The organism is Leptothrix ochracea L12, from assembly GCF_000262525.1.
This window is the reverse complement of record NZ_JH660675.1, coordinates 1-25,239: the sequence shown is the minus strand read 5'-3', so window position 1 is coordinate 25,239 and position 25,239 is coordinate 1. Positions and strand designations below refer to the sequence as shown.

Genomic DNA, 25,239 nt, shown 5'->3' with positions numbered 1-25,239 from the left:
CCCCGCATGATGAATCCATCGTTTCTCCTCCGCGCTCTGTTGCTCGGCCTATGGCTTGGTTTGGCAACAACGGCTACCCAAGCCCAGAATGACGCCCAGAGTCTCCAATGGGGCATCGATGGGCCTCAAATGCGGCAGGCGGTGAGCCTGCCAACCGTTCCAGCTGCTCGGGGACTCGATGATCTTCAGATCGTTGAGGCCAAGGAACTTCCAGCCGCTTCGGCACCCACCATCACGCCACCACCGGTTATCCCAGTCAGCGCACCCCTTGCCGCAACGCCACCAGTGGAGGTTCCACGATTGGCAGCTGAAGCGGTCAAGCAACCATCCCTTCCCAAGATTCAAGTTCGGACGCCCGAACCCGAGGTGGATCAGCCTCAACCAGCCTCGGCTCCAGTGATGGAACCACCCGCTTCCATTCCAACAACACCTCCATCCGTTGTGCCAGCGGCATCGGAGCCCTCCGGGCTGATGGACAAAATCAAAAACATCACGCCAACCACTGCGGCGACCGCAGCGGTGGTGACGATCGCAGTGGTGGGGGTAGGCATGGTGATGGCAGGCGTCACCACCGTCGGGAGCGTAGCGATCGCTGCCACAGGCACAGCGGCTGCGACAGCGGGGGCGGTGGGCGGCACCGCAGGATCGTTCCTGCAAATTCTGTTCTCACTGATTCAAAAATTCATCGCCAAGATCATCGCCAACCCGCTTCAGTGGCTGATCAAGGAGATCGTGAAGCGCAAGCTGATCAAGCACTTCAAGCTAGAACACATCCTGACCCCAGCCGGCCTGTGGCGAAACATGCGCGCGCGCTGGGCGATGCGCAAGGCCCAAAAAAGCGACTTGACTTAACCGATGGCTTCGTTCGATTTGGCGCGCTCGCGCAGCTGAAACTTTTGGATCTTGCCGGTCGAAGTTTTGGGGATCGCCTCGAAGCGTATCTCGCGCGGCACCTTGTAGCCCGCAAGCAGCGATTTGCAGTGCGCAATCAGCTCTTGGGCGGTGACACGGGCTCCGAGAGCCAGTTCAACATAGGCCAACGGCGTCTCACCCCACTTTGGATCAGGCTTGGCCACCACAGCGCAAGCCGTCACGGCGGGGTGACGATAAAGGGCATCTTCCACCTCAATGGACGAGATGTTCTCTCCCCCTGAAATGATGATGTCCTTGCTACGGTCCTTGATCTTGACGTAGCGATCTGGCTCGATCACCGCCAAGTCGCCGGTATGGAACCAGCCGCCCGCAAAGGAAGCTGCTGTTGCACCCGGGTTCTTCAAGTAGCCCTTCATGACGATGTTGCCCCGGAACATGATTTCACCCATGTGAGCACCATCCGCCCGAACCTCGGCCATCGACTCGGGATCCATCACCGTCATGCCTTCTTGAAGCGCATAACGCACCCCTTGACGACCATTGAGGCGTGCTTGCTCTGAAATGGATGCGCTCGCCCAACTGGGGCGCTGCACCGCCACCGCTGCCGGGCCGTAGACCTCGGTCAGCCCGTAGACATGGGTCAGATCAAAGCCGATGCGCGCCATGCCTTCGATCATCGCCGCCGGTGGTGCAGCACCCGCCACCAAACCACGCACCTTGCCAAGGCCCACGCGCAACTCAGCTGGCGCGTTGATCAACAAACTGTGAACGATGGGTGCGGCGCAGTAGTGATCCACCTGGTGATCGGCCATCGCCTCCAAAATGAGCTTGGCATCGACCTTGCGCAGGCACACATGGGTACCGCCCAGCATGGCGAGGGTCCACGGGAAGCACCAGCCATTGCAATGGAACATCGGCAGCGTCCACAGATAGACCGGGAAGTGCGGCATGGTCCACGTCGCCGCATTGCTCACCGCGTTCAGATAAGCGCCTCGGTGATGGGTCACCACCCCTTTGGGGTCGCCGGTGGTGCCGCTGGTGTAACTCACGGCAATGGCATCCCACTCGTCCACCGGACCTTCAAGTCGAACCAAGGGCGCGTATTCAGCCAACAGCTCTTCGTATTCATGCTGGCCCAAGCAGGCGTGCTCGCCGGCAAATTCGCTGTCGCAAACGTCGATGACGATCAGGTCACGGCCATGCACGCTTTTGAGCAAGGCCAAGGTCTTGTCCATCACCGGCGCAAATTCACTGTCGGTGATCAGCACTTGGGCTTCGCAGTGGTTCAACTGCCAAGCCAGCAAGGCGGCATCCAATCGGGTGTTGAGGGTATTGAGCACCGCGCCCAACGCTGGCACGGCGTAATGCGCCTCAATCATCTCGGGCGTGTTGGGCAGCATCACGCTCACGGTGCTGCCACGCTGAACACCCATGGCGCGCAGGGCCGCTGCCAGCCGCGCGCTGCGGTCCCGGGTTTGAGCCCAGCTGTAGCGCCGGGTGCCATGGATCACAGCCGGTAAGTCGCCAAAAACCTCAGCGCTGCGCTCGACAAAACTCACCGGCGACAGCGCCACAAAATTGGCGGCGGTTTTAGGTAGTTCGTGATCGTAAATCGATCTCATGAATGCATCACTCCTGTCGTACTTGGCCGCTAATACCATCGATACCACAAGCCCACAAAGCTTCAAGATCGGCAGCGTCAGAGACGCTTTCCGCGATCACTTGCAATTTCAAGCCCCGCAACAAGTGACAGGCACTACGCACCAAAACGGCTTGTGCTGAGTCGGTGGCCACCCCAGCGGTGAAATCTCTGGAGAGCTTGACGTAGTCCAAGCCACACTCTTGCAAGACCCCGATCGCTTGCAGTCGTTCGCCGGCATGTTCCAGTCCAACGCGCACTTTGTAAGCCCGCAAGACGCGGCACAACTCTGCAGTAACCATCGGATAGCTTGCCAAAGCGTCTTCATCCACCTCGACCCAAAGACTGGCTGCAGCCTTGGGTGCAAGCTTGATGCCTTGCACCAGACGCAAGACAAATTCCGGGCTGCGCAGAGACAACAAGGCAATGCTGATCGCCCGTGGTTGTCCATCGCGACTGATGTCTTGCAGTGCCAAAGTCAATGCCATCTCATCGAGGCGTGCCGTCAGACGTGTTCGCATTGCCATCGGCAACCAAATATTGGCAGTTGTGAATGGCCCCCCATCGACGAGTTGCAGACGTAAGCGTGCTTCTGCGTGCACGGTCTGACCGTTTTGATCCACCACCGGGAATTCTTCAAGCCGGGCGTGACTTGGATGCGTGAGCGCCCCAATCAATTGACGTCGCCATGCGGCCTCCCCACCAGCTTGGGATGTAGCTGATTGCCCGGACTCAATTTCAGCGGTTTTGCTACCACGCGCTTCCGCTTGGGCAAGGGCCAAATCAGCAGCAAGCATCAACTGCATCAGCCCCATCCCTGGCTGCATGGCTGCACCCGAAACAGTCACTGACGCTGCTGGAAATGCAGCAACCAATTGCCGAACGCGCTCCAACCAAGCATTTGCGAGGCCCCGCAAATCATCTGATGCCGCCACCAATAAACCAAAATCAGTCCCATTCAACCGACCCACATGGAGCACCGAGTCCAGATATCCAGCCAACGGATGACTGAGTGCGATGGCGATATCCCTGAGTAATGCATCGGTGCGTGCGCGCCCGACCAGCACATTCAAATCTGAAAGCTTGTTGAGTCGAATCAGAAGCAACCCGCCAACGGGATTACCGTCTTGCTGATCCAGCGTGGCACCGGCCTCAGCCAAAAAATGTTGCCGATGTGCGACCCCAGTCAATGGATCACAAGTGGTTGCTCGTCGAAGTGCCTCAATCTGGGTGCTCTGTTCCGCAAATAACGCCCGAATTTGCATCACCATCTGATTGACGGCTTCCACCACGCGTTTCAATTCCGGCGTTTTAGGAATGGGGATGGGTTTTGGAAGCGAGGCAAAACGATTCTCAACCAGTTTGTCAGCTTGCTTTGCCAGCAGATCCAAGGGTTGGCGAAGTCGTTGGACCGCACGATGACCAATCGTCACGCCGATGATGGCGATCACAAACATCCAACCGACAAGACGCAATGTTCCGGCCCAAAGATCAGCGTAAGCAAATCCTGTATGGCTGATGACCTCGATGGTTCCCAGTTGTTTCCAACCCGACATCACTTGGGCATGACCTACTGGAGAATCGATGGGGATCAATTCGGAAAACCAGACCGGTGCGCCAAAGTCTTTCAAATCCATGGATCGTTCAATGATCACCAAACCACCAGATGATCGAAGCAATATTGATTTGTAATGCCCAGTGTCAAATTGTGTCGATATCCCCCTCTCCAACATCGTTCGGTTACTGTCGCGCTGTGAAAGCGTCAACGCAAGGGACTCAGCTGTATCGTGATTCTTGATCGCCAGTTGACTCTCAAGATAACTTCTGGCAGATAAGACAGAAAAAACAAGGCATCCCAAACAGGCAAAAAGTATTACACCTATTACTAATGACCAAACTTGTTTAATCAAGGACATATAAAAATCTCCTGTGAGGACTATTCACACTCATGGATGAATATTAATCTATAAAACCTTGATTCTTTGCCTTAGAGACAACCCTGCGCCAAGGAGATAAGCTCGCCAAAGGATTACCGGCTTCATTTCCTTGGCTCCCCCACCATAGGCCTTCACCATTGAAACTAAAAATGGGCTCTAAATCCGGTCGATATGATGCCAATCGGACATCGTCAATCAAATTATCAAGAATGTACGGTTCTACATCTGGAAATTGATAGTAAGCAAGAACCATGTGTGCCTGCTGAAGTTCGTTGGGAGCAGCACTAAACATCACATAAATAAGACGTAGTCTCTCCTGAGGCACCCCTAGAGCCATCAAAGCATAGTATTTGGCAATCGCAAAATCTTCACAATCACCACGCTCCTTTGAAAAAACTCCATCGGACTGGCCCAATAATCTTCAACACCCCAAACATTTTTATCAAGGTCTTGAATCAGGCGGCCATTGATAAAAATATTGGTATTCGTAACTCGATCTGCTTCGCTCAGTCCAGCATTTGATTGCAACAGCGCCTGTATATCCACAGTGACTCGTGTCGCAGCGGGGCCATAGAGCGTGGCACTACGGCGCATCAAGTCTGGATTCCATGCGTGAACAACACCCGCCATCACAGCCAAGACCAACACGGCTACGCCCAATTGCTTGAAGTCAAATGACAGACCATCTGCTGCGATGCTTGACAAGCCCATAGTCACCTTTCGAAACTTCGTGACGGGCCCGGAATTGTTCGTTGGTAGCGTATTCATGGAGCGAAGTATCAACCAAGTCTTCCTACTTTTGATCATTCATGGTGACTTGGTTGAACCAAGAGATCAATCATGCGGGTGAAGACTCGAAGTTGTGGAATACTCTCCTCAGGGAAAATCAGCCTGACGCCCCAGTCGAATGTCACCGAGTTCACACCCTGAGTGCAAAGTTGACTCCATTGCAGAGTCTGAGGGTGTGGCCGTCATGAGGATGCAATGCCGATGAATAAAATCTCTACTCTTTTGCTCAGCGCGACAGCGTTGGCTTGCCAGTTAGTCTGCGCTCAGCAGACTGTGGCCCAGGGCGCTCCATCGCAGTCAATGGCCGCCGCGTCTGCGACTGCTGGCTGTGGTGGTGGTACCGCCCAAGATCCCGCAAGAGGTGGTGGCCCATTGAGGATCGCTGCCAGCTGCGCCATCGATACCAACCCCGATGTTGCTGCCAAATATCAAGCCTTCCAAGCCTCTCGCGAGGAGATTGACGTCGCTCGTGGTGGGTTAATGCCTCGTGTTGATCTGAACTCTGAAGCAGCCCGCAAATGGGACAAAGTCACCACACGCCAACCTGAAGCACAGTCCGTCGTTGTCACGGGCTTATCAGTCACTGCCACACAGTTGCTGTGGGATGGAATGGCGACGCAATCCCAAGTGGATCGGCTCAATCACACCAGCAAAACGCGCTATTACGAGTTCCTTGATGTCACCGAACAGGTGGCGCTTGAGGCCGTTCGTGCACATGCCGATGTCGCTCGTGCCTTAGCGTTGGTTCGACTGGCCGAAGAAAACCTCCAGCAACACCAAGCCTTTAATTCTCGCCAAGCCACGGGAACGCTCAGAGGTGCAGACAGCCAAGGTAATGCCAAGCAAACAGAAGCACGAAAAATTTTGGCCCAATCAAATCTGTTTACAGAGCGGTCCAATCTTCATGACGTGATGGAGCGTTATCGCCGCATTGTCGGGATGGTGCCGACAACATCCCTCACTTTGCAGGACTCGGAATCTGCTCGTGCGCTTCAAGACAGCACGAAGACCGTCAATGCTGGCGCGTTGATTGATCAAGCGATTCACAAAAGTGCTCAAGTTCGCGCCGCCATCGCCAATCTTCAATCTGCTCGGGCTCAGGCGCAAGAGGGCGAGTCAGCGTATCAACCCAAAGTTGAAGCGCGGGTTCGCAGTGGTGTTGGCCAAAACATGGATGGCATTGCTGACAAAACCAGCGAAACCAAGGCTGGCGTCGCCTTGAACTGGAATTTGTACAACGGCGGCTCCGATCAAGCAAAGATGCGCCAGCAAGCCAAGCTGATCGAACAAGCGGTCAGTCAGCGAGATCGCGCTTGTCGTGATGCACGCCAAGTCGCTGCTATTGCGGCCAATGATGTTGCCCAGTTAACGGAACAAGTTAGGTTCCATACCAGCAATGTAGAAGCCTCTGAACTGGCCCGAAAGGCGATTCTGGCTACTTATGACCAAGGTGCAGCTTCTGGTCAAGCCAAAACACGGGTCATTGATGTCTTGAATGCTGAGAACGAGGTTTATACGGCCAAGCGCGCGCGAACCAACGCTGAGCATGATCTTTTCATCGCCAAAGCGCGGGTACGTGCTGCCACTGGAGAGCTTCTCAACACGTTGGAACTGAAGCGGAGTAATTCCACTGACGCAGAGACAGCGCCTGATAATGGTGGCGCTGAAGAGGCCACTCAATGCCCAGTGATGACCGATCCACCCGTGTTGCCGGCAACGTTGCCGGGTGCTTCGGGTTTGTCGTCACCGCTGTCAACAAACATTGTTGGCGGCGGTTCGGTGAGCGATGAGTCCTTGTCGCAATCTCCAACCCTCAGAGGTGGTGCACCTGCCTCGTCTGCCGCGCAGACCGCTGCGGCTCAGTCTGTCAAAGAGCGTCTGTCGGCATGGGTCGGTGCGTGGCAAGCCAAAGATGTGAGTGGCTATGTTGCTTTCTACGATCAAAGCTTCAGTCCGGTGGGCGTGACACGCGAGAAGTGGCTGGACAATCGGTCACGGCTGTTGAGCAAGAACGGCCCGATTCAGATCAAGCTCACCAATGAAAAAGTACGTGTGATCAACGCTGAAACCGTCGAGATCACGTTCAATCAGTCGTATTCATCCAATAATTTCAGTGATACGACTCAGAAAACGTTGCTGTGGAAGCGCATCAAGGGTACGTGGGTTATCACGCAAGAAAAGTCCAAGCGTTGATGGCCCCATAGAAAAGGGGCCGTGTTTTCAACACGGCCCCTTTTCTTGGCCTACTGAGCTAGTTGCTCATCAGCCCATGTGCAGACCGCCGTTGCAGCTGAAGTCAGCGCCGGTGGTGAAGCCGGAGTCTTCGCTGGCCAGCCAAGCGCAGATGGAGCCGATTTCACCCGGCGTACCCAGACGCTTCACAGGGATCGTGGCAACGATCTTTTCCAGCACTTCCGGCTTGATGGCGCGGACCATGTCGGTGCCGATGTAGCCTGGGCTCACGGTGTTGACCGTCACGCCCTTGTTGGCCATTTCTTGGGCCAGAGCCATGGTGAAACCGTGCATACCGGCCTTGGCAGCCGAGTAGTTGGTTTGACCAGCTTGACCCTTTTCGCCGTTGACCGACGAGATCTGGATGATGCGGCCCCAGCCCTTTTCGACCATGTCAGCCACCACTTGCTTGGTGACGTTGAACATCGATGTCAGGTTGGTGCTGATCACAGCGTCCCAGTCGTCACGGGTCATCTTCAAGAACATGCGGTCCTTGGTGATGCCGGCGTTGTTGACCAGCACGTCGATCGGGCCGTGCTCGGCCTTGGCCTTGGCAAAGGCTTCGACGGTCGAATCCCAGTCGGCCACGTTACCGACCGAAGCGTAGAAGGTGAAACCTTCTGCCTTTTGCTCGGCCAGCCACTTGTCGAAGTCACGGGTCGGGCCGCAACCGGCGATGACCTTGAAACCTTCTTTGTGCAAGCGACGGCAGATGGCGGTTCCGATGCCACCCATACCACCGGTGACGTAAGCGATTTTTTGCGACATGTTTATCTCCTCAATGAATTTAATGATGAACTTGGATCAGCGTTCGATGGTCAGTGCCACGCCCATGCCGCCACCGATACACAGCGAGGCGATGCCCTTCTTGGCATCCCGACGCTGCATTTCATGCAGCAAGGTCACCAAAATACGGCAGCCAGAAGCGCCGATCGGATGGCCGATGGCGATGGCACCGCCATTGACGTTGATCTTGCTGGTGTCCCAGCCCATTTCTTGGTTGACGGCGCAGGCTTGAGCAGCGAAGGCTTCGTTGATTTCGAGCAAGTCGAGGTCAGCGGGCTTCCAGCCAGCACGAGCCAAGGCCTTTTGAGCGGCCGGCACAGGGCCCATGCCCATGTAAGCCGGATCCAGCCCAGCGCTGGCGTAAGAAGCGATCCGGCCCAGGGGCTTCAAGCCCAAGGCTTCGGCCTTCTTGGCGCTCATGACCACCACGCCAGCGGAGCCGTCGTTGAGGCCTGAAGCGTTGCCAGCGGTGACCGAGCCGGCCTTGTCGAAGGCGGGGCGCAGACCGGCCAGCACTTCGGCGGTGGTTTTGCGATTGACAAATTCGTCGGTGTCAAACACCACCGGATCGCCCTTGCGCTGCGGGATCGACACGCCAACGATTTCGTCTTTGAAGCGGCCAGCGTCTTGAGCGGCCACAGCTTTTTGCTGCGAAGCCAGCGCCAAAGCGTCTTGCATCTCGCGGGTGATGCCGTACTTCTTAGCGACGTTTTCAGCGGTGATGCCCATGTGGTACTGGTTGTACACGTCCCACAGGCCGTCCACGATCATCGAGTCGATCAGCTTGGCATCACCCATGCGGGTGCCGTCGCGCGAACCGAGCATCACGTGCGGGCTGGCGCTCATGTTTTCTTGGCCGCCAGCGATGACGATCTCGCTGTCGCCGTCACGGATGGCTTGAGCCGCCAACATCACAGCCTTCAAGCCCGAGCCGCAGACCTTGTTGATAGTCATGGCCGGCACGCCTTGCGAAAAGCCGGCCTTGATCACGGTTTGACGAGCCGGGTTTTGGCCCGAACCCGCTTGCAGCACTTGGCCGAAGATCACTTCGCCAATTTGTTCGCTGCTCAGCTGGCTGCGCTTGAGCAGCTCACGCAACACCACGGCGCCCAAATCAGGCGCGGCCACCTTGGCCAAGGAACCACCGAAACGACCCACGGCTGTGCGGGTGGCGGCAACGATCACGATATCTGTCATGGAAAGTCTCCTCTTGATGGGTCATCAAACTTTGTGTTTGACATACCGACCCGGCGCTGGTTCGATCGGCCGATATTGGGCCGTGCCGGGTGTCTTGGGTGCCGGCTCCAGAGGGCCGGCGTGCTTGGCAAGCCAGTCAGACCAATCGGTCCACCAGCTGCCGGGATGCTCGGTGGCGCTGTCCAGCCAGTCCTGCGCGTTGGCAGTGAGCTTGGGCGCCGTCCAGTAATTACGTTTTTTCTTGGCCGGCGGATTGATCACGCCGGCAATGTGACCCGAGGCCCCGAGCACAAAGCGCTTCGGACCCTTGAGCAGCTTGGTGCTCATGAACGCCGAGTCCCACGGCACGATGTGATCCTCGCGCGAGGCGTAGAGGTACACCGGGGCCTTGATGGCACCGAAATCGACCGCTTCGCCGCAGACCGTGGTTTTGCCCGGTTCCTTGAGATTGTTTTCAAGGTAGGTGTTGCGCAGGTACCAGCAGTACATCGGGCCGGGCAGATTGGTGCTGTCCGAGTTCCAGTAGAGCAAGTCGAACGGCGGCGGCGTTTCGCCCTTGAGGTAGTTGCCGACCACGTAGTTCCAGACCAGATCGTTCGGACGCAGGAAACTGAAGGTGGCACCCAACTCCTTGCCCTTGAGCATGCCGGGACCATTGGGCGCATCCGACCCCAGGGTGACTTCGCGCAGGCGCACGGCCGCTTCATCAATGAAGAGATCAAGGATGCCGGTGTTGCTGAAGTCAAGCAGTGTGGTCAGCAGGGTGATGCTGGCGGCGGGTTGTTCACCGCGCGCTGCCAAGACTGCCAAGGCCGTGGTCAGCAAGGTGCCGCCGACACAGAAGCCCAGCGTGTCGATGGTCTCGGTGCCGCCAATCTCTTGCACCACATGGATGGCCTTGATGACGGCTTGCTCGATGTAGTCGTCCCACGTCGTGTTGACCAAGCTGTCATCGGGATTGCGCCAGCTCAGCACGAACATCCGGTGACCTTGGGCCACGGTGTAGCGGATAAGCGAGTTGTCCGGCTGCAAGTCCATGATGTAGAACTTGTTGATGCACGGCGGCACAAACAACATCGGCTTGGCGTGGACCTGTTCGGTCAGAGGCTTGTACTCGATGAGCTGGAAGAGTTCGTTTTCGAACACCACCGTGCCTTCGGTGGTTGCCACATTGCGACCCACTTCGAACAGGCTTTCATCGGTCTGCGAGACGTGCCCTTGCTGGATGTCCTTGAGCAACTGCGCCACCCCGTGGGTGATGCTCTCGCCCTTGGTTTCCAGCGCCTTTTGTTGTGCTTCCGGGTTCAGCGCCAGAAAGTTCGACGGCGCGGCAGCATCGACCCACTGCTGCACAGCGAAGCGCATGCGCTGCCGGGTTTTTCATCGCCTTGGACGGCATCGGCCAAGTTCAACAAGGCGTTGGCATTGAGCAGATACGCGGAGGCCAAGAAGCTCGACGCCGGATTGCGCTGCCAAGCCTCGGCCGAAAAACGGCGATCTTTGACTTTGGGCGCTTCGGTCGGTGAGGTCAGTGTGGTGTTCCACAAATCCGTGACTTGACGCAGGTAATCCGTCTGAATGCGCCCCAAGGCATCGGGAGCCATGCTGAGGTGGGCAAAGCCTTGAAGCGACTTGCCCAAGCTTTCACCCAAGGACAAGACCGGGGTCACTCGATCAGCCGCGGTGGCCTGCGGCGTCGCAGCGGCCGTTGGCTCCATGGTCGGTTTAGCGGACGGCTTGGCCCGAGATGTTGTCTTGCGTGCAGTGCTCATGTCTCTCCTCCAGACACAGACCTCAACAGACGGCAGTGTCATGATTTCATGGATTCTTCAGGGCGATGATCGTGCACCTTGGAGCTTTCATGAATCTTGTTGTCCAGCCGTGAAAACCCTTCAAGACTTGATCCAGATCGCGGCAGCCATGCGTCCTGTCCGCCCTTGATCGCGGCGATGAGAAAAGTAGCGCCCGGATTGGAGCGCAGTACACCACGTGGCATGGCTGTCATTGCCATGCACCGAAGCGATGCCCAATGCGTGCAGGCGATCTCGCGCTAAGCCAGCCAGATCGGCAAACCACTTGTCGGGCGTCGATGCACGCACAAATCGCGCCTGCCCAGAGTCATGCCCCTTCAAGGCCTCATGGACCTCGGTCCCGACTTCAAAACATGTGGGGCCGATGCAAGGGCCCAGCCACGCCACGATGTGTTTGGGGGATGTTGCACTTTCACGACACAGGGCTTGCAAGGTGTTCTCGATGACGCCATGCGCCAAGCCGCGCCAACCGGCGTGGATGGCGGCGACGCCCTGCTTCACACCGCCCTCCGATGCGTCGAGCACCGCCAACAAAATGGGTAGGCAATCCGCCACTCCAACCACACAGGCCAAGCCCGGCTCGGTCGTGAGAGCGGCGTCGGCTTCGACGCCATGCAGACGGGCTTGACGACTTCTTGTCAGTACTTGCGCATGGATGCCATGAACTTGACGCATCCAAACCGGATCAACGCCCAAACCACCAGCCCAGCGCTTTCGATTGATCGCCACATCATCAGGGTCATCACCCACATGATCACCAAGGTTCAATTGGTCAAAGGGCGGTTGACTGACCCCGCCAAGACGAGTGCTGACACACGCGCCGATGCGCGCTGAAACCGGCCACACCGGGAACAAGGAAACAGGATCGTCAAGCATGTTGCCAAGGCGTGCAAAGAGCCAAGCATAGCCGGATTGAACGTTTACACTGCCGGCCATGCAGCCCATCCGCCGCATCAGGCATTGCCGCTGTTGCGGCTCCCCGGTCGAATACTGGACTCCTCCCGATGACAACCGTGAACGTGCGGTTTGTACAACGTGTGGCGAGATCCATTATGAAAATCCGCTCAACGTGGTCGGCACCATTCCGACCTGGGCGGATCGTGTTTTGCTGTGCCGTCGGGCCATCGAACCTCGTCGAGGTTTGTGGACCCTACCTGCCGGCTTTATGGAGCTTGGAGAAACCACCGCTGAAGGTGCGCTGCGTGAAACCCACGAAGAGGCCGGAGCACATATCGAGCTGCAAGGTTTGTTTGCATTGATGAACCTAGCGTCGGTCGGACAAGTGCATCTTTTTATCGTGCGCAGCTTCTCGACACGCGTTTCGATCCGGGCCCCGAGACCTTGGAAGTCGCGCTATATCGTGAGGCTGAAATTCCCTGGGATACCTTGGCGTTTCGGACCGTTCGCATGGCTCTGAAGCAGTATTTCAACGACTACCGACAAGGTCGATTCGATATCCATTGCATCGATATCGATATCGACAGCCGCTGGGCTCAAGCTCAAGAAGGCCCTTGCACTGACCTCATCGACCCATGACGGATACGACGACCCATCAAGCGCCCCCACTTCGGCCCCAAGCGGCACCGCCTAACCGCCTGCGCGAAGATCTGATTCATCCGGACCCCTTGCTCGACTGCTTGCTGGAGGTCTGTCGCCTGCACGGTGTGCATGCCTCACGCGCTTCGTTGTCCGCAGGCTTACCCATGAAAGATGGGCGACTGCCCTTGGCCATGGTGGAACGTGCTGCGGCACGGGTTGGCATGGTGGCCAAACTTCAGCGCCAAAACGATGCCATCTTTGAGGCGGCGGTGCTGCCCGTCATCATGTTGATGCACGGTGAAGAAGCGTGTGTGTTCTTGGGGTTCAACCCCGAGGGCGACGCGCAAGTCCTGTTGCCCGAGTCCGGTCAAGGCACGGTGCTGATGCCATGGGATGACCTGATGGCACGCTACACCGGTCTGACGCTGTTTGTGCGGCCGCAGTTAAACACGCAAGAGCACCGAACACATCGCCGCCCCCGCTTCCAAGGGCACTGGTTTTGGAGCGCCATTTTCAGCCAGCGCGGGGTCTATCAAGACATTTTGTGGGCTGCGCTGCTGATCAACCTGTTCGGACTGGCCTTCCCCATCTTCACCATGAACGTCTACGACCGTGTGGTGCCTAACCACGGCATTGAGACGCTCTGGGCCCTGTCGATCGGGTTATTCATCACGTTGGTGGCTGACTTGTACATGCGTAAGCTGCGCAGTCGTTTCATCGATGAAGCCAGTGCGCGCATCGATGTACGGCTCTCCGCCGTGCTGATGGAGCGCGTCTTGGGGATGCGCATGGCCGATCGGCCAGCCTCGGTGGGCTCGTTTGCCTCGAACCTGCGTGGCTTTGAGCAAGTACGCGACTTCATCGCCACATCCACCGTGACTGCGCTGGTCGATCTCCCCTTCGGCTTGCTCTTTTTACTGGTGTTGGCGTGGATCTCGCCTTGGCTGCTGCTGCCGGTGATCGTGGCCTTCGTGCTGATCGTGGGTTCAGGCTATATCTTGCAATTCCGCTTGCATGAACTCTCTCAAGGCACATATGCCGCCAGCGCGCAACGCAATGCGACCTTGGTCGAAGCCTTGGGCGGCATCGAAAGCATCAAAACTCAACGTGCTGAAGGGGTGATCCAAGCGCGCTGGGAACGCATCAACACCCATCTGGCCCTGATGACGGTGCGGATGCGCTCGCTCTCCAGTCAAGCCAATTACGGTACCCAGTGGTTGATGCAAATGGTGTCACTGGTGGTGATCATCATCGGGGTTTACTTGATCAGTAAACACGACTTGACCTTGGGGGCGCTGATTGCCGGTTCGACGTTGGCTTCACGCGCCCTCACCCCGGCCGGTCAGATCGTGAGCTTGCTGCTGCAATACCAAACCGCTCGCACGGCGCTCGAATCGCTCAATGAAATGATGGAACGCCCCACAGAACGCGAAACAGGTCAAACGTTCTTGCATCGCCAGCAATTGCGCGGCGAGATTGAATTTCGCGACGTGCATTTCAGCTACCCGAACCGGGATGACAGCGCCGTGAGCGGTGTCAGTTTTCGGATTCAACCGGGAGAGAAAGTCGCCTTGATCGGGCGCATCGGTTCGGGTAAATCGACCTTGCAAAAACTCATGCTGGGTCTCTATACCCCGCAGCAAGGTGCGGTGCTGATCGATGGCATCGACTTGCGACAACTGGATCCAGCTGATATCCGCGCCAACATCGGTTACGTGGCCCAAGATGTCACTCTGTTCCTCGGCAACCTGCGCGACAACATCACCTTTGGCATGCCTCACGCCGATGATCGGGCCATCCTTGCGGCGGCTGAGACGGCGGGGGTCAGCGACTGGGTGCATCAACATCCGCGTGGCTACGACATGCCCGTGGGCGAGCGCGGTGAGTTGCTCTCAGGGGGGCAACGCCAAGGTGTGGGCATCGCCCGTGCCGTGTTGCACAACGCACCCATGCTGTTGCTCGACGAACCGACCAGCGCGATGGATTTCTCCACTGAGGCCCAAGTGACCCAGCGCTTGAGCCAATTTGCCGAGGGCAAAACGGTGGTACTGGTGACGCATCGCACCTCCATGCTGTCCATGGTGAACCGACTCATCGTGGTCGATGGCGGGCGCATCTTGGCCGACGGTCCGCGTGACAAGGTGATTGAGGCGCTGCAAGCAGGCCGGATTGCGAGGTCGGCATGAATATGACTCTTCGAACTTTCTTTGCTCGGTGGCGTCCCCAAGGCGCCTTGAACCGGCTGCTTGGCCCGGCGCAAGATCCCTTGGCCGACACCACAGGCGTGCGCGGCTTTGAGCTCGAGGCGGAGGAACTGCTGTCACGCCAGCGGACAGCACGGGCGCAAAAGATTGTCCGTACATCGGTGGTGGTGGTGGTGGTCCTGATCGCTTGGGCCGCTTGGGCTTCGATCGATGAAGTCACTCGGGGGGACGGCAAGGTCATTCCTTCGCATCAGCTTCAGGTGGTTCAGTCGCTCGACGGGGGCGTGGTGTCAGAAATTCTGGTGCGCGAAGGCATGCAGGTTGAAGCAGGTCAACTGCTACTGCGCATCGATGAAACCCGTGCGACCTCGGGTGTGCGCGAAAGTGCCGCTCAAGTTTTTGCCTTGCATATCCGCGAACTGCGCCTAAAAGCTTTGGCTGAAGGGACCGCTTTTCAGCCCCCTGCACCGGCTGCCGGTAATGCGGAGGAAGCACAAATCATTGCTGAAGAGCGCAATCTCTATCAGTCACGCGTTCACGAATTGCAAGCCTTGCTTTCGATCAACCACCAGCAAGTGGCGCAGAAGGAGCAGGAACTGATCGAAGTGCGCTCAAGACGCAGCACCGCTCAAAGTTCACTGGCTTTGACGCAGAAAGAACTTCAAACCATGCGCCCTTTGTTGCGTAGCGGTTCGGTGTCCGAGCTCGACATCCTTCGTCTCGAACGCGAAGTGGTTCGTCAAAAGGGTGACTTTGAACAAAGCACAGCCACCAGCGCTCGTGTGCAGTCGGCCATTTCAGAGGCTCAAAGGAAGACCCAAGAAACTGAGTTGTCGTTTAGAAACGACGCTCGCAAAGAGCTTTCTGACGTGCTTGGCCGTTTGAATGCCCTGAACCAGGGGGCTGTAGCGTTGGCAGATAAGGTGGACAAAGCTCAAGTCAAGTCGCCGGTGCGCGGTCGTGTCCAACGGCTGCTCGCCAATACCGTCGGTGGCGTGGTGCAACCCGGCAAGGACTTGGTTGAAATCGTGCCGCTGGATGACGCCTTGGTCTTGGAGACCAAAGTTCAGCCCAAAGACATTGCTTTTATCCATCCAGGTCAGATCGCCACGGTCAAATTCTCGTCCTATGACTTTTCTATTTATGGTGGACTGCAAGCCAAAGTCGAGAACATCAGCCCGGATACACAAGTGGACGAGCGGGGCAACGCGTTCTACGTGATCCGTGTACGGACCGAGCACCCCAATTTGAGCGAAGGCATGCCCATCATTGCGGGCATGACCGCCGAAGTGGACATCCTGACGGGCAAGAAATCCGTGCTCGGTTATTTGCTCAAACCTGTCTTGAAAGCACATGCTTACGCATTGCGTGAACGTTGACATTGCAAGATTGAGAGCCCCCATCAATCCGGGTATCCTTGCGCCAAGGATGGAATCGTTGCGGGTAAAGCGCTGACTTTTGACCTGCGCTGCACACCAAAGAGAGGTACGAGATGACGACCAAACACATCAGACACACCACCGCTCGCCCCCACGTTCAGCCCAAGGGCGTGAATGCGGGTGCCATCAATCCAGAGTGGGCGCAGGTCTATCTCGATCAGAACTACGTTCCAGCTCGCTTGCCGGAAGGGCCGGTGCTGTTCATCGCCGGTTCAGCCATCATCCGCAAGGCCGATGGCACGGTCAGTTTGCTCAAGGTCGGCGAAGACGTTAGCAAAGGCGATGTCGTCATGACGTCCCCGGACGGGATCGTACAAATCCAAGGGACGTTGTTACCTGCAACTGGAGCCATCAGTCCGCCCTCCAACGTTTTGGGTGACGGTGGCGAGCTGAATTCAGCCTATGCGGGTTTGGCGGTCGATCGCATCAATGAGACGGTGAGCCCGCAGACTTTTAGCCATGCCATGGCTGTGCGGGCCCTGCCCTTGGCCACACCGATTGCACTCACACCGGGAGCCCTTAACCATGCCCCGATCTACAGTGACACAGGTAATCCCAATTTTGATCCGGCCACCGGCAACTACAACCTGAGCATTCCTGAAGACACCACCGTCAATGGGCGAGTGGTGGCCACGGATCCGGATGGTGATGCAGTCAGCTACTTTACCGGCTCCAACCCAGGGCACGGTGCGGTGAGCGTCAATCCAGACGGTACGTGGACTTACACGCCAGCCGCCAATTTCAACGGCACAGACAGCTTCACCGTGGTGGCCTCTGACGGTCGTGGTGGACAAAGCACTTCAACGATCACCATTGGCGTCACGCCGGTCAATGATCCACCCGACACACAGAACATCACTGCCAATGGCATTGAAGATCCGGCGGCGCCGGTGGCTGTGCAGTTCTCTGGAACCGATGTGGATAATGCCGTCATCGGCTTCCATGTCCTCACCCTCCCGCTAGCCACAGAAGGTGTGCTGTACAAAGATGTGGCCATGACTCAGCCCGTGGTGGCGGGTGACGTGCTCAGTGGCCCGGCGTACTTCATGCCCGTGCCCAATTGGAACGGCACCACGACGCTAAGTTACGCGGCCATTGATGCCGCCAATGCCGAAGATCCCACGCCAGCCACGGCCACCATCGTCATCAGTCCGGTGAACGATCCTCCGGTCGTGACCCTGCCGACCGTGCCATCCAACAATGGTCAAGTCACCACGCCAGAAGATACGCCTTACACCTTCAGTGGTTCGGGCAACACGATCTCGCTGAGTGACCCGGATAACAGCTCCGCGTCGGTCAGTCTGAATGTCGGCAATGGGGTGCTGAATGTCGGCACATTACCCACATTGACCGTCAGCAACAACGGCACGGCGACCGTCACCATCAGCGGCCCTATCGCAGATATCAATACGGTACTGAGTGGGTTGAAGTACAGCCCAGCACCCGACTGGAACGGCAGTGATCTACTGACCGTCACCAGCACGGACCCTTTGGGGGCTGTTGCATCGGGCACCAAGCCGATCACGGTCACACCGATGACGGACAGCAAGCCTGACTTCAGCGTGACCATTGAGGACACCCCGCTGGTCAATGTGAACCTGATCCAAAACGATGGATTCTCGACGACACCGCTCAGCAAGGTAGTGATCTGGACGTTGCAAGATACCAGTCCAACCCACTCGGCATCGCACTTCATTGACTACGGAACGGTCACGCAGGATCCAACCACCGGGGCGATTCTGTCGTACACCGGTGGTATCCCGGTCTACGATTCGGCGGACCACTATGCCGGTCAGATCATTTCCGTCAGCCGTGTCCCTCAGGGTCTCAATGAGGTGCTGACCTTCATTCCTGCACCAAACTACAACAATGCCGATCCCAATGGCAACCCGCTGATTGATCCAGCCACGGGGCATCCGATTTCATTGGTGGTGAACTATCAGGTCGCACCGGACTACGGCAGTGGCCAGATCACGGCTGGTGCTGAAACAAGCACGTGGTCGATCGTCGTGAAGATGGTCAACGACCCCCCGGTCTATCAGCAGACGCTGCTTTCGCCGAATTTCTCCGTGACACCGAACGCCACGGGTGGTCCGGCGGTCTACGAGTACAACCAGCAGGTCATGGAGGACAGTACGCCGATAGCGAACGTCTCCAACACCGGGCAAGTGCACGCCGTAGACGTCGAGGATGGCTCGCTGACATCTGGGTATCGATTGCTGCTGCCCGACGGCAGTCTCGCGTCCAGTGGCACAACCGCCCATGGTGCCATCGCTGTCAACAATGACGGAACGTGGCAATACACACCCAGTGCCAACTTCAACGGTCTCGATTCGTTCCAAGTGCAGGTCTCTGACAGCAATGGCGCAGCCGTGAACACGACGGTCAAGCTCGGGGTGACTTCTGTCAACGACACCCCCGTGTTCAATAACCTCACCTACACCGCAGCAACGCCTGAAGACACGCAAACCACCGGGGTGGTTCAGGCGACGGACGTCGATATCGCGCTTGGAGACCTGAGCCAATGGCTGGTTTACAGCTTGGGTTCGACCGCAGGCATGCAACTTGGTAGCGTGGTCGGCGTGACCCAAGACGGTCACTGGACGTATCAACCGGCACCCAATTTCTTTGGCACCGAAAGCTTCCAGATCATCGTCAATGACAACTCAGGTGCCGGCAATGCCACAGCGATCACCACGGTGACAGTCAACGTCTCGCCGGTCAATGATCCGCCCGTCTTCATCACGACGCCGACGGACCCGTTAACGCCTGGTTTTAATTCGGGCACGTTGAACTACAACTACAGCGTTCCGGGCAACACGGCCGTCATCACGGACAAGGTCAGCGCCTTCGATGTGGATGGTGATACGGTCACGTTCAGCCTTGTGATGGCCCCCAATGTGCCGGGGGCACTGACGCAGCCGGTGGTGACGGTCAATCCCGATGGCACGTGGTCGTATGCTCCTGCGGTCATGCCGGCCGGCAATCCAACGCCGTTCTATGTCGGTGGGGATTCCTTCGCGATCCGGGCCAATGATGGGCACGGTGGCACTGCGACGACGACGATCCAGCTTGATCTGACGAATCCTGCGGCGATCCCGACAGGTACTGCTCCCGCCACTGTTTTTGCCAATCCGGTCGGCCATGTTTCAGCACTGAGTCTTGGTGATCTGCTTGGGTCCGGTCAGGACAGTGCTTGGTCGCTGGACCACCTGCTCAACAACTTGGGGCCCTCCCCTGCAAACACGCCCCTTGCCACGACCAGTGCACCGATCAGCCCACCGACCAGTTCACCGACAGGAACCACGCATGCGACAGATGCGCTCTCCGCCATGAGCTTCGTCGGCCCGAGCGACCCCCTGAGCGTGGCCCTCCATACCTTGAACCAGAACCAGCAGCAAAACCACCATGGTGGCGGGGCCTAAAGCCTAGGCTGCCCCGCCTTGGCTGGTTTAACGCCGTCCTTGCAACTTGGCAAAGGCGGCGGCCATCGCGCTCCCCGGGTTCGCCGCCTGCGGAGCGCTTCTTTTTGCGCTGGGCGATGCCGATCGTGATGGCGATGAACGCTCATGAGCGACCTGTGCAGCACCACGCGGGGCTGCGGTGTCGAGCTTCATGGTGAGCGAGATGCGTTTGCGCGCCAGATCGACTTCCATCACCTTGACCTTGACGATGTCGCCGGTCTTGACCACTTCACGGGCGTCGTTGACGAACTTGTTCGACAGCTGACTGACATGCACCAAGCCGTCTTGGTGGACGCCCAAGTCGATAAAAGCGCCGAACTGCGCCACGTTGCTCACGGTGCCTTCCAGCACCATGCCGACGCTCAAATCCTTCAGGTCTTGCACACCGTCGGTCAAACGCGCCACCTTGAAATCAGGACGCGGGTCGCGGCCCGGCTTTTCGAGCTCGGCCAAGACGTCTTTGACGGTGATGGCCCCAAAGCGTTCATCGACAAACATCTCAGGGCGCAAAGTTTTGAGCACCTCGCCTCGCCCCAGTAACTCGGGCAAAGGCTTGCCCGCTTGGGTGAGTATCTTTTCAACCAGTGGGTAGGTTTCGGGGTGGACGCCCGAGTTATCGAGCGGGTTCTCGCCGCCGGGAATGCGCAAAAAGCCGGCCGATTGCTCAAAGGTTTTCGGTCCCAAACCGTTCACATCCAGCAGCTGCTTGCGATTGCGGAACGCGCCATGCGCATCACGCCAACGCACGATGTTGCCGGCAACGGTGCTTGAAAGACCCGAAACACGCGCCAACAAAGCACTCGACGCCGTATTCAGATCGACGCCGACCGCATTCACGCAGTCTTCGACCACCGCGTCCAAGCTGCGCGCCAAGCCGCTTTGATGCACGTCGTGCTGATACTGACCCACACCGATGCTCTTCGGATCAATCTTGACCAACTCAGCCAGCGGGTCTTGCAAACGCCGCGCGATCGAGACCGCACCGCGCAAGCTGACATCCAAATCAGGCAGCTCTTTCGAGGCAAATTCGCTCGCCGAGTAGACCGACGCGCCCGCCTCGCTGACCACGACTTTTTGAAGACCGACCGCTGACCCTTCGACAGGCTCAGGGCGAACGGGTGAAGACTTGAGGCGCTGGATCAGATCAGCAGCCAACTTGTCGGTTTCGCGGCTGGCGGTGCCGTTGCCGATGGCAATCAAGTTGACACCGTGGGTGGCACAGAGCTTGGCCAAGGTGTGCAGGGAGCCGTCCCAATCGCGTCGGGGCTCGTGCGGGTAGACCGTGGCGGTATCGAGCACCTTGCCGGTGTCACTCACCACTGCGACCTTCACGCCGGTGCGGATGCCGGGATCAAGACCCATCACCACCCGCTTGCCCGCCGGCGCAGCCAAGAGCAGATCGCGCAGGTTCTCGGCAAACACCTTGATCGCCACACCTTCAGCGGCTTCGCGCAGCCGGGTGAAGAGATCGCGCTCCAAGCTCAAAGAGAGCTTGACCTTCCACGTCCAAGCGATGGTCTTGCGGATCAGATCGTCGCTGGATCGCTTGGCATGGCTCCAGCCCAAATGAATCGCGATCCGACCTTCGGCCATCGAAATCTGGCCGGGCACCAGCACTTCATCCAAGACCAATTTAGCGTCCAACATTTCCAGGGTGCGGCCCCGGAATACCGCCAAAGCACGGTGCGAAGGCACCCGCTGGATGGGTTCGCTGTAGTCGAAATAGTCGCGGAACTTGGCCACGTCGGCGTTGTTTTCGTCCTTGCCGCTGGCCAACTTGGACTGCAAGAGCCCATCGCTCCAGAGCCACTCACGCAAGCGGCCCACCAAGGTGGCGTCTTCGGCCCAACGCTCCGAGAGCAGATCGCGCACCCCGTCGAGCACCGCTGCGACGTCGGCAAAACCAGCCTCCGGTTGGAGGAAGGCTGCGGCCTCAGCCTGCGGGTCGAGCGCGGGGTTGGCAAACAGCTTGTCGGCCAGCGGCTCCAACCCGGCTTCGCGGGCGATCATGCCCTTGGTGCGACGCTTGGTTTTGTAGGGCAGATAAAGATCTTCCAACTCCTGCTTGGTCGGGGCGGCTTCGATGGCGGCGCGCAGCTCGGGGCTGAGCTTGCCTTGCTCGTCGATCAGTTTCAGCACCGCTGCGCGGCGTTCTTCGAGTTCACGCAAATAGCTCAAACGCGCTTCAAGGTCGCGCAATTGGCTGTCATCCAAACCGTCGGTGGCTTCTTTGCGATAGCGGGCGATGAAGGGCACGGTAGCCCCGCCGTCGAGCAGCTGCACCGCAGCATTGACTTGCGCCGGGCGAACGGAGAGTTCGGCGGCAATCTGAAGCAGGATCTTGTCCAAGGGTGCAAAGCAGGAGAGTTAAGGAGGCGCCGCAGTTTGCCACGCCTCAACGCGGGCCGCCGGGCTCCTCGACCCCTCGATTCGCCAACGCATCGGCGTGTTCGTTACCCGGATCACCTGCATGGCCCTTGACCCAACGCCAGTCGATGCTGTGCAGGGTCGAGAGCGCTTCAAGGCGTTGCCACAGATCCATGTTCTTCACCGGCTTGCCGTCGGCCGTCTTCCAGCCGCGTTTCTTCCAGCCGTGGATCCACGTCATGATGCCGTTGCGCACGTACTCGCTGTCGGTGTGAATGGTGATGTTGCAGTTGCGCTTCAAGCTGGCCAAAGACTCGATCACGGCAGTGAGCTCCATGCGGTTGTTGGTGGTGAGTGCTTCACCGCCAAACAGCTCTTTTTCATGGGCACCGTTTTTCAGCCAAGCCCCCCAACCGCCCCGGCCGGGGTTGCCCTTGCAAGCGCCGTCGGTGTAGATCACCACCTCGGGGCGAGCGATCTTGGGGGGCGACGAAGTCGGTGCAGCAGCGGTGGAAGTCGTCATACGCGGGGGCTCAGTGGGGTTCGGGGTGAGATTGTCGCGGTGTTGTGGCCGCTGCCGCAGGCATCGGGCGCAAAGGCGTGGCACGACGTGGGCGGATCAAATGCACGCCTTGGATGCGTTTGACGGCCTCGATGGCGTAGACAGCACTCAACATAGGCCATGCAAGGGGACCCACTCGGTCCATCCAAGCACAACGCTCCAGCCAGACGGCGTGTCGCAGCGGAGGACGATAAACACCGAACTGTTCTTGCAGGATCTCGAACCCGAGCAGATGCAACCAATCGCGTGCGCGCCGATGGCCGATCCAAACTGAGCGAGCCGTGGCGGCTCCCTCATGAATGGGCTGACGCTGCCAAGCCCACAAACCCACCGGATTGAAGCCGACCAACATCAATCGCCCATCGGCCACCAACACCCGTTCCGCCTCACGCAATGTGCGATGCGGGTCCTGTGCCTGCTCCAAGGTATGCGGCATCACGATCAAATCGAGGCTAGCGGATGGGAAAGGCAGGGCCGAGAAATCAGCACGCAAAGCAGCGTCAGCGCGTTCGGGACTGCCCTCGTGATCGACACGCCAGCGGTGCGGCATACGGTTCATGCGCAAGCTCTCAAGAGCCGGCCATCCGAGCTGCACGGCATGGAAACCGAACACATCCGCCACCCAACCATTGAGCAGTTGCTGCTCCCACGCCAAGAGGTAACGCCCTTGGGGCGTTTGGAAGCCGAGAGGCAGTAAAGGGTCGTTCCCTATAATCGGCGCGACTTTTGTCATGATTTGGTCATGATTCCTGCATGAAACTACTTGCCTTACCCGCTTTTGACGACAACTACATCTGGCTTCTTCACAACGGCCAAGACGCCGTCGTGGTCGATCCGGGTGAGGCTGAACCCGTGTTGGCAGCGCTGCGACAGCATGCATTGCGACTTGTCGCAATTCTAGTGACGCATCACCACGCCGATCACATCGGGGGGCTGGATGCGTTGCAAACAGCCCTTGGGACGATACCGATCTACGGCCCATCCCGTGAAGGCTTGGCGGGCATCGCTACCACCCCGGCCGATGGGCAGCGCTTCGACTGGCTGGGGCTCGATTGGCAAGTGCTGGAGGTGCCGGGGCATACCATCGATCACTTGGCCTATATCGCCCATGTTCCTGATGAGTCACCGCTTCTTTTCTGTGGCGACACTCTGTTTTCAGCGGGTTGTGGACGCCTTTTTGAAGGCTCGCCCGCGCAGATGTTTGCATCCTTGCAGCGCCTTGCCGCTTTACCTTTGGATACAAGGATCTGTTGTGCCCATGAGTACACCCTTGCCAATTTAAGGTTTGCGCAGCTTATCGAACCCGATAATGTGGACCTTGTCACGTACGTCGCACTGTGTCAGCGGCGGCGGGCAGCACGGGAAAGCACCCTGCCTGTCCGGCTCGAAACCGAGCTCAAGATCAATCCGTTCCTGCGTTGTCACCAACCCGCCGTGGTTGCTGCCGCTCAGGCTCATGGTGCGAACAGCCCTGATCCCGCATCAGTGTTCGCAGCTCTACGCCAATGGAAGAACCATTTCCGATGACGTCCTGCTTTCGTCTTAAACCGCTGGCCCTGTTGATGGGCACCGTTCTTACCCTGCTGAGCAGTCTCGGCACCGCCTCCGCCGCCGTCCATCCCGATGGCGCACTCACACCGTCTCCGATCCGGCCCTTGTTGCCGCCTACGCTCGGCCAAGGGTTACCCGTCATTCCTGCGTTGCTGCTGCGTCCAGGCGAAGACCCGATCCTCACCTCGGTCGAATCGCTCGAACCCCCGCCTTTGCTGCGGGATCCCTTGTTGACCGTGATCCCCCCCTTGCTGGCCGCACCCATGGGCCTGATGGCGGAGTCGGAACCCGCACCCTCCTCGCCCATCACGAGCACGATGGCACCACAGGGATCCGTCAGCAGCGACGCTATGGATGGCTTCTTCTCGCCGGTAGACCCTATCGATCCGAAACGCATCCCCCGTCTCGGCGACGCAAGCATCCACACCGATCTGTGGTCGCGCGTGCGTTCGGGGTTTGGCATGGGCACGATGAGCAGTGGCGCCCTGTCGAACTTGGTGCAGCAACACGAGCAGCGCTTCACCGCCCAAGCTGACTTGCTGAACAAGGCGCTAGAGCGAGGCTCACGCTATCTGTTCCATATCGTGGACGAAGTGCAAAAGCGCGGCATGCCCACCGAACTGGCTTTGCTGCCCTTCATCGAAAGTGCTTTCAACCCCCAAGCCACGTCATCGGCACGGGCGACGGGCATGTGGCAATTCATGGCTCGGACTGGTCGCCATCTGGACTTGAAGCAAAACATGTTCCGCGATGATCGCCGCGACGTGTTGGCCTCAACGCGGGCTGCGCTTGATTACTTGACACAGCTCAAGCAAAGGTTCGGCACTTGGCCGCTGGCTTTGGCCGCCT

General features: G+C 58.2%; 17 protein-coding genes and 2 pseudogenes. 8 read left to right on the top strand and 11 right to left on the bottom strand.

Going from position 1 to position 25,239, the window contains the following annotated elements; genetic code table 11:
- The first annotated feature begins 60 nt into the window (after nt 1–60).
- Nucleotides 61–852 (top strand): hypothetical protein, encoded by a 792-nt coding sequence (locus LEPOCDRAFT_RS01075; RefSeq protein ID WP_216579393.1) that lies wholly within the window; start codon nt 61–63, stop codon nt 850–852.
- Here LEPOCDRAFT_RS01075 and LEPOCDRAFT_RS01070 read toward each other — a convergent pair.
- From LEPOCDRAFT_RS01070 to LEPOCDRAFT_RS02780, 4 genes are read right to left on the bottom strand one after another with little or no spacing between them, the layout of a single operon-like run.
- Nucleotides 849–2,495: an acyl-CoA synthetase gene (locus LEPOCDRAFT_RS01070; RefSeq protein WP_009453337.1), complete on the bottom strand. Its 1,647-nt coding sequence runs from the start codon at nt 2,493–2,495 to the stop codon at nt 849–851. The two genes, LEPOCDRAFT_RS01075 and LEPOCDRAFT_RS01070, sit on opposite strands and share 4 nt — an antisense overlap.
- A gap of 7 nt (nt 2,496–2,502) precedes the next feature.
- The gene (locus tag LEPOCDRAFT_RS01065; RefSeq protein ID WP_009453336.1) at nt 2,503–4,428 is read right to left on the bottom strand and encodes a bifunctional diguanylate cyclase/phosphodiesterase; all 1,926 of its coding nucleotides are present in this window, start codon (nt 4,426–4,428) and stop codon (nt 2,503–2,505) included.
- A gap of 43 nt (nt 4,429–4,471) precedes the next feature.
- On the bottom strand, nt 4,472–4,786 hold the full coding sequence (locus LEPOCDRAFT_RS02635) for a hypothetical protein (protein ID WP_245526366.1): 315 nt from the start codon (nt 4,784–4,786) through the stop codon (nt 4,472–4,474).
- Nucleotides 4,786–5,154, bottom strand: coding sequence for a hypothetical protein (locus LEPOCDRAFT_RS02780; RefSeq protein ID WP_156793933.1), 369 nt, complete (start codon nt 5,152–5,154; stop codon nt 4,786–4,788). Before LEPOCDRAFT_RS02780 ends, LEPOCDRAFT_RS02635 begins: the two co-directional genes overlap by 1 nt.
- Nucleotides 5,155–5,610: 456 nt before the next feature.
- Here LEPOCDRAFT_RS02780 and LEPOCDRAFT_RS01055 point away from each other — a divergent pair, with 456 nt between their 5' ends.
- Entirely contained in the window at nt 5,611–7,431 is a 1,821-nt protein-coding gene (locus tag LEPOCDRAFT_RS01055; protein WP_052306349.1) for a TolC family protein, read from the top strand.
- Nucleotides 7,432–7,500: 69 nt separating this feature from the next.
- On the opposite strand, the gene phbB is transcribed toward LEPOCDRAFT_RS01055, so the two are convergent.
- The 4 genes and pseudogenes from phbB to pgeF all read right to left on the bottom strand — a co-directional run bounded on the left by phbB (nt 7,501) and on the right by pgeF (nt 12,200).
- Nucleotides 7,501–8,238, bottom strand: coding sequence for an acetoacetyl-CoA reductase (gene phbB / locus LEPOCDRAFT_RS01050; RefSeq protein ID WP_009453333.1), 738 nt, complete (start codon nt 8,236–8,238; stop codon nt 7,501–7,503).
- A gap of 36 nt (nt 8,239–8,274) precedes the next feature.
- Complete coding sequence (locus LEPOCDRAFT_RS01045) at nt 8,275–9,453, bottom strand: acetyl-CoA C-acetyltransferase (protein WP_009453332.1); 1,179 nt, start codon at nt 9,451–9,453, stop codon at nt 8,275–8,277.
- Between the two features lie 24 nt (nt 9,454–9,477).
- Nucleotides 9,478–11,225, bottom strand: a pseudogene (phaC, locus tag LEPOCDRAFT_RS01040) (class I poly(R)-hydroxyalkanoic acid synthase).
- Nucleotides 11,226–11,345: 120 nt separating this feature from the next.
- Nucleotides 11,346–12,200 carry a peptidoglycan editing factor PgeF gene (gene pgeF, locus LEPOCDRAFT_RS01035; RefSeq protein ID WP_245526365.1) on the bottom strand — a complete coding sequence of 285 codons (855 nt, stop codon included), beginning with the start codon at nt 12,198–12,200 and terminating at the stop codon, nt 11,346–11,348.
- Here pgeF and LEPOCDRAFT_RS01030 point away from each other — a divergent pair.
- From LEPOCDRAFT_RS01030 to LEPOCDRAFT_RS01015, 4 genes and pseudogenes are all read left to right on the top strand, one after another.
- A pseudogene (locus LEPOCDRAFT_RS01030) lies at nt 12,199–12,800 on the top strand (NUDIX hydrolase). The gene pgeF and the pseudogene LEPOCDRAFT_RS01030 overlap by 2 nt on opposite strands.
- Nucleotides 12,797–14,989, top strand: coding sequence for a type I secretion system permease/ATPase (locus tag LEPOCDRAFT_RS01025; RefSeq protein ID WP_009453327.1), 2,193 nt, complete (start codon nt 12,797–12,799; stop codon nt 14,987–14,989). The pseudogene LEPOCDRAFT_RS01030 and the gene LEPOCDRAFT_RS01025 overlap by 4 nt, the downstream one beginning before the upstream one ends.
- On the top strand, nt 14,986–16,386 hold the full coding sequence (locus LEPOCDRAFT_RS01020; protein ID WP_009453326.1) for an HlyD family type I secretion periplasmic adaptor subunit: 1,401 nt from the start codon (nt 14,986–14,988) through the stop codon (nt 16,384–16,386). The genes LEPOCDRAFT_RS01025 and LEPOCDRAFT_RS01020 overlap by 4 nt, the downstream gene beginning before the upstream one ends.
- A gap of 113 nt (nt 16,387–16,499) precedes the next feature.
- Entirely contained in the window at nt 16,500–19,871 is a 3,372-nt protein-coding gene (locus LEPOCDRAFT_RS01015; RefSeq protein WP_009453325.1) for a tandem-95 repeat protein, read from the top strand.
- Between the two features lie 27 nt (nt 19,872–19,898).
- Here the strand turns inward: LEPOCDRAFT_RS01015 and LEPOCDRAFT_RS01010 are convergent, their stop codons facing one another.
- The 3 genes from LEPOCDRAFT_RS01010 to LEPOCDRAFT_RS01000 are packed head-to-tail and all read right to left on the bottom strand — an operon-like array spanning nt 19,899 to nt 23,572.
- Entirely contained in the window at nt 19,899–22,259 is a 2,361-nt protein-coding gene (locus LEPOCDRAFT_RS01010; RefSeq protein WP_009453324.1) for a Tex family protein, read from the bottom strand.
- A 46-nt stretch (nt 22,260–22,305) separates the two neighbouring features.
- Nucleotides 22,306–22,800 carry a ribonuclease HI gene (gene rnhA / locus LEPOCDRAFT_RS01005; protein WP_009453322.1) on the bottom strand — a complete coding sequence of 165 codons (495 nt, stop codon included), beginning with the start codon at nt 22,798–22,800 and terminating at the stop codon, nt 22,306–22,308.
- Nucleotides 22,801–22,810: 10 nt separating this feature from the next.
- Entirely contained in the window at nt 22,811–23,572 is a 762-nt protein-coding gene (locus LEPOCDRAFT_RS01000; protein ID WP_009453321.1) for a class I SAM-dependent methyltransferase, read from the bottom strand.
- Nucleotides 23,573–23,592: 20 nt separating this feature from the next.
- Between LEPOCDRAFT_RS01000 and gloB the strand changes: the two genes are divergently transcribed.
- Together gloB and LEPOCDRAFT_RS02960 are read left to right on the top strand one after the other, a co-directional pair.
- Nucleotides 23,593–24,366: a hydroxyacylglutathione hydrolase gene (gloB, locus tag LEPOCDRAFT_RS00995; RefSeq protein ID WP_009453320.1), complete on the top strand. Its 774-nt coding sequence runs from the start codon at nt 23,593–23,595 to the stop codon at nt 24,364–24,366.
- A partial coding sequence (locus tag LEPOCDRAFT_RS02960) for a lytic transglycosylase domain-containing protein (protein WP_245526364.1) occupies nt 24,345–25,239 on the top strand: 895 nt, incomplete at its 3' end. The genes gloB and LEPOCDRAFT_RS02960, both read left to right, overlap by 22 nt.

Excerpts from the sequence above, each read along its gene's own strand:
- LEPOCDRAFT_RS01070 (WP_009453337.1), bottom strand. The coding sequence starts at position 2,495 with ATGAGATCGATTTACGATCACGAACTACCTAAAACCGCCGCCAATTTT.
- LEPOCDRAFT_RS01000 (WP_009453321.1), bottom strand. The coding sequence starts at position 23,572 with ATGACAAAAGTCGCGCCGATTATAGGGAACGACCCTTTACTGCCTCTC.
- LEPOCDRAFT_RS01015 (WP_009453325.1), top strand. The coding sequence starts at position 16,500 with ATGACGACCAAACACATCAGACACACCACCGCTCGCCCCCACGTTCAG.
- rnhA (WP_009453322.1), bottom strand. The coding sequence starts at position 22,800 with ATGACGACTTCCACCGCTGCTGCACCGACTTCGTCGCCCCCCAAGATC.
- phbB (WP_009453333.1), bottom strand. The coding sequence starts at position 8,238 with ATGTCGCAAAAAATCGCTTACGTCACCGGTGGTATGGGTGGCATCGGA.
- LEPOCDRAFT_RS02635 (WP_245526366.1), bottom strand. The coding sequence starts at position 4,786 with ATGGCTCTAGGGGTGCCTCAGGAGAGACTACGTCTTATTTATGTGATG.
- LEPOCDRAFT_RS01020 (WP_009453326.1), top strand. The coding sequence starts at position 14,986 with ATGAATATGACTCTTCGAACTTTCTTTGCTCGGTGGCGTCCCCAAGGC.
- LEPOCDRAFT_RS01045 (WP_009453332.1), bottom strand. The coding sequence starts at position 9,453 with ATGACAGATATCGTGATCGTTGCCGCCACCCGCACAGCCGTGGGTCGT.
- gloB (WP_009453320.1), top strand. The coding sequence starts at position 23,593 with ATGAAACTACTTGCCTTACCCGCTTTTGACGACAACTACATCTGGCTT.
- pgeF (WP_245526365.1), bottom strand. The coding sequence starts at position 12,200 with ATGGCCGGCAGTGTAAACGTTCAATCCGGCTATGCTTGGCTCTTTGCA.
- LEPOCDRAFT_RS01025 (WP_009453327.1), top strand. The coding sequence starts at position 12,797 with ATGACGGATACGACGACCCATCAAGCGCCCCCACTTCGGCCCCAAGCG.
- LEPOCDRAFT_RS01065 (WP_009453336.1), bottom strand. The coding sequence starts at position 4,428 with ATGTCCTTGATTAAACAAGTTTGGTCATTAGTAATAGGTGTAATACTT.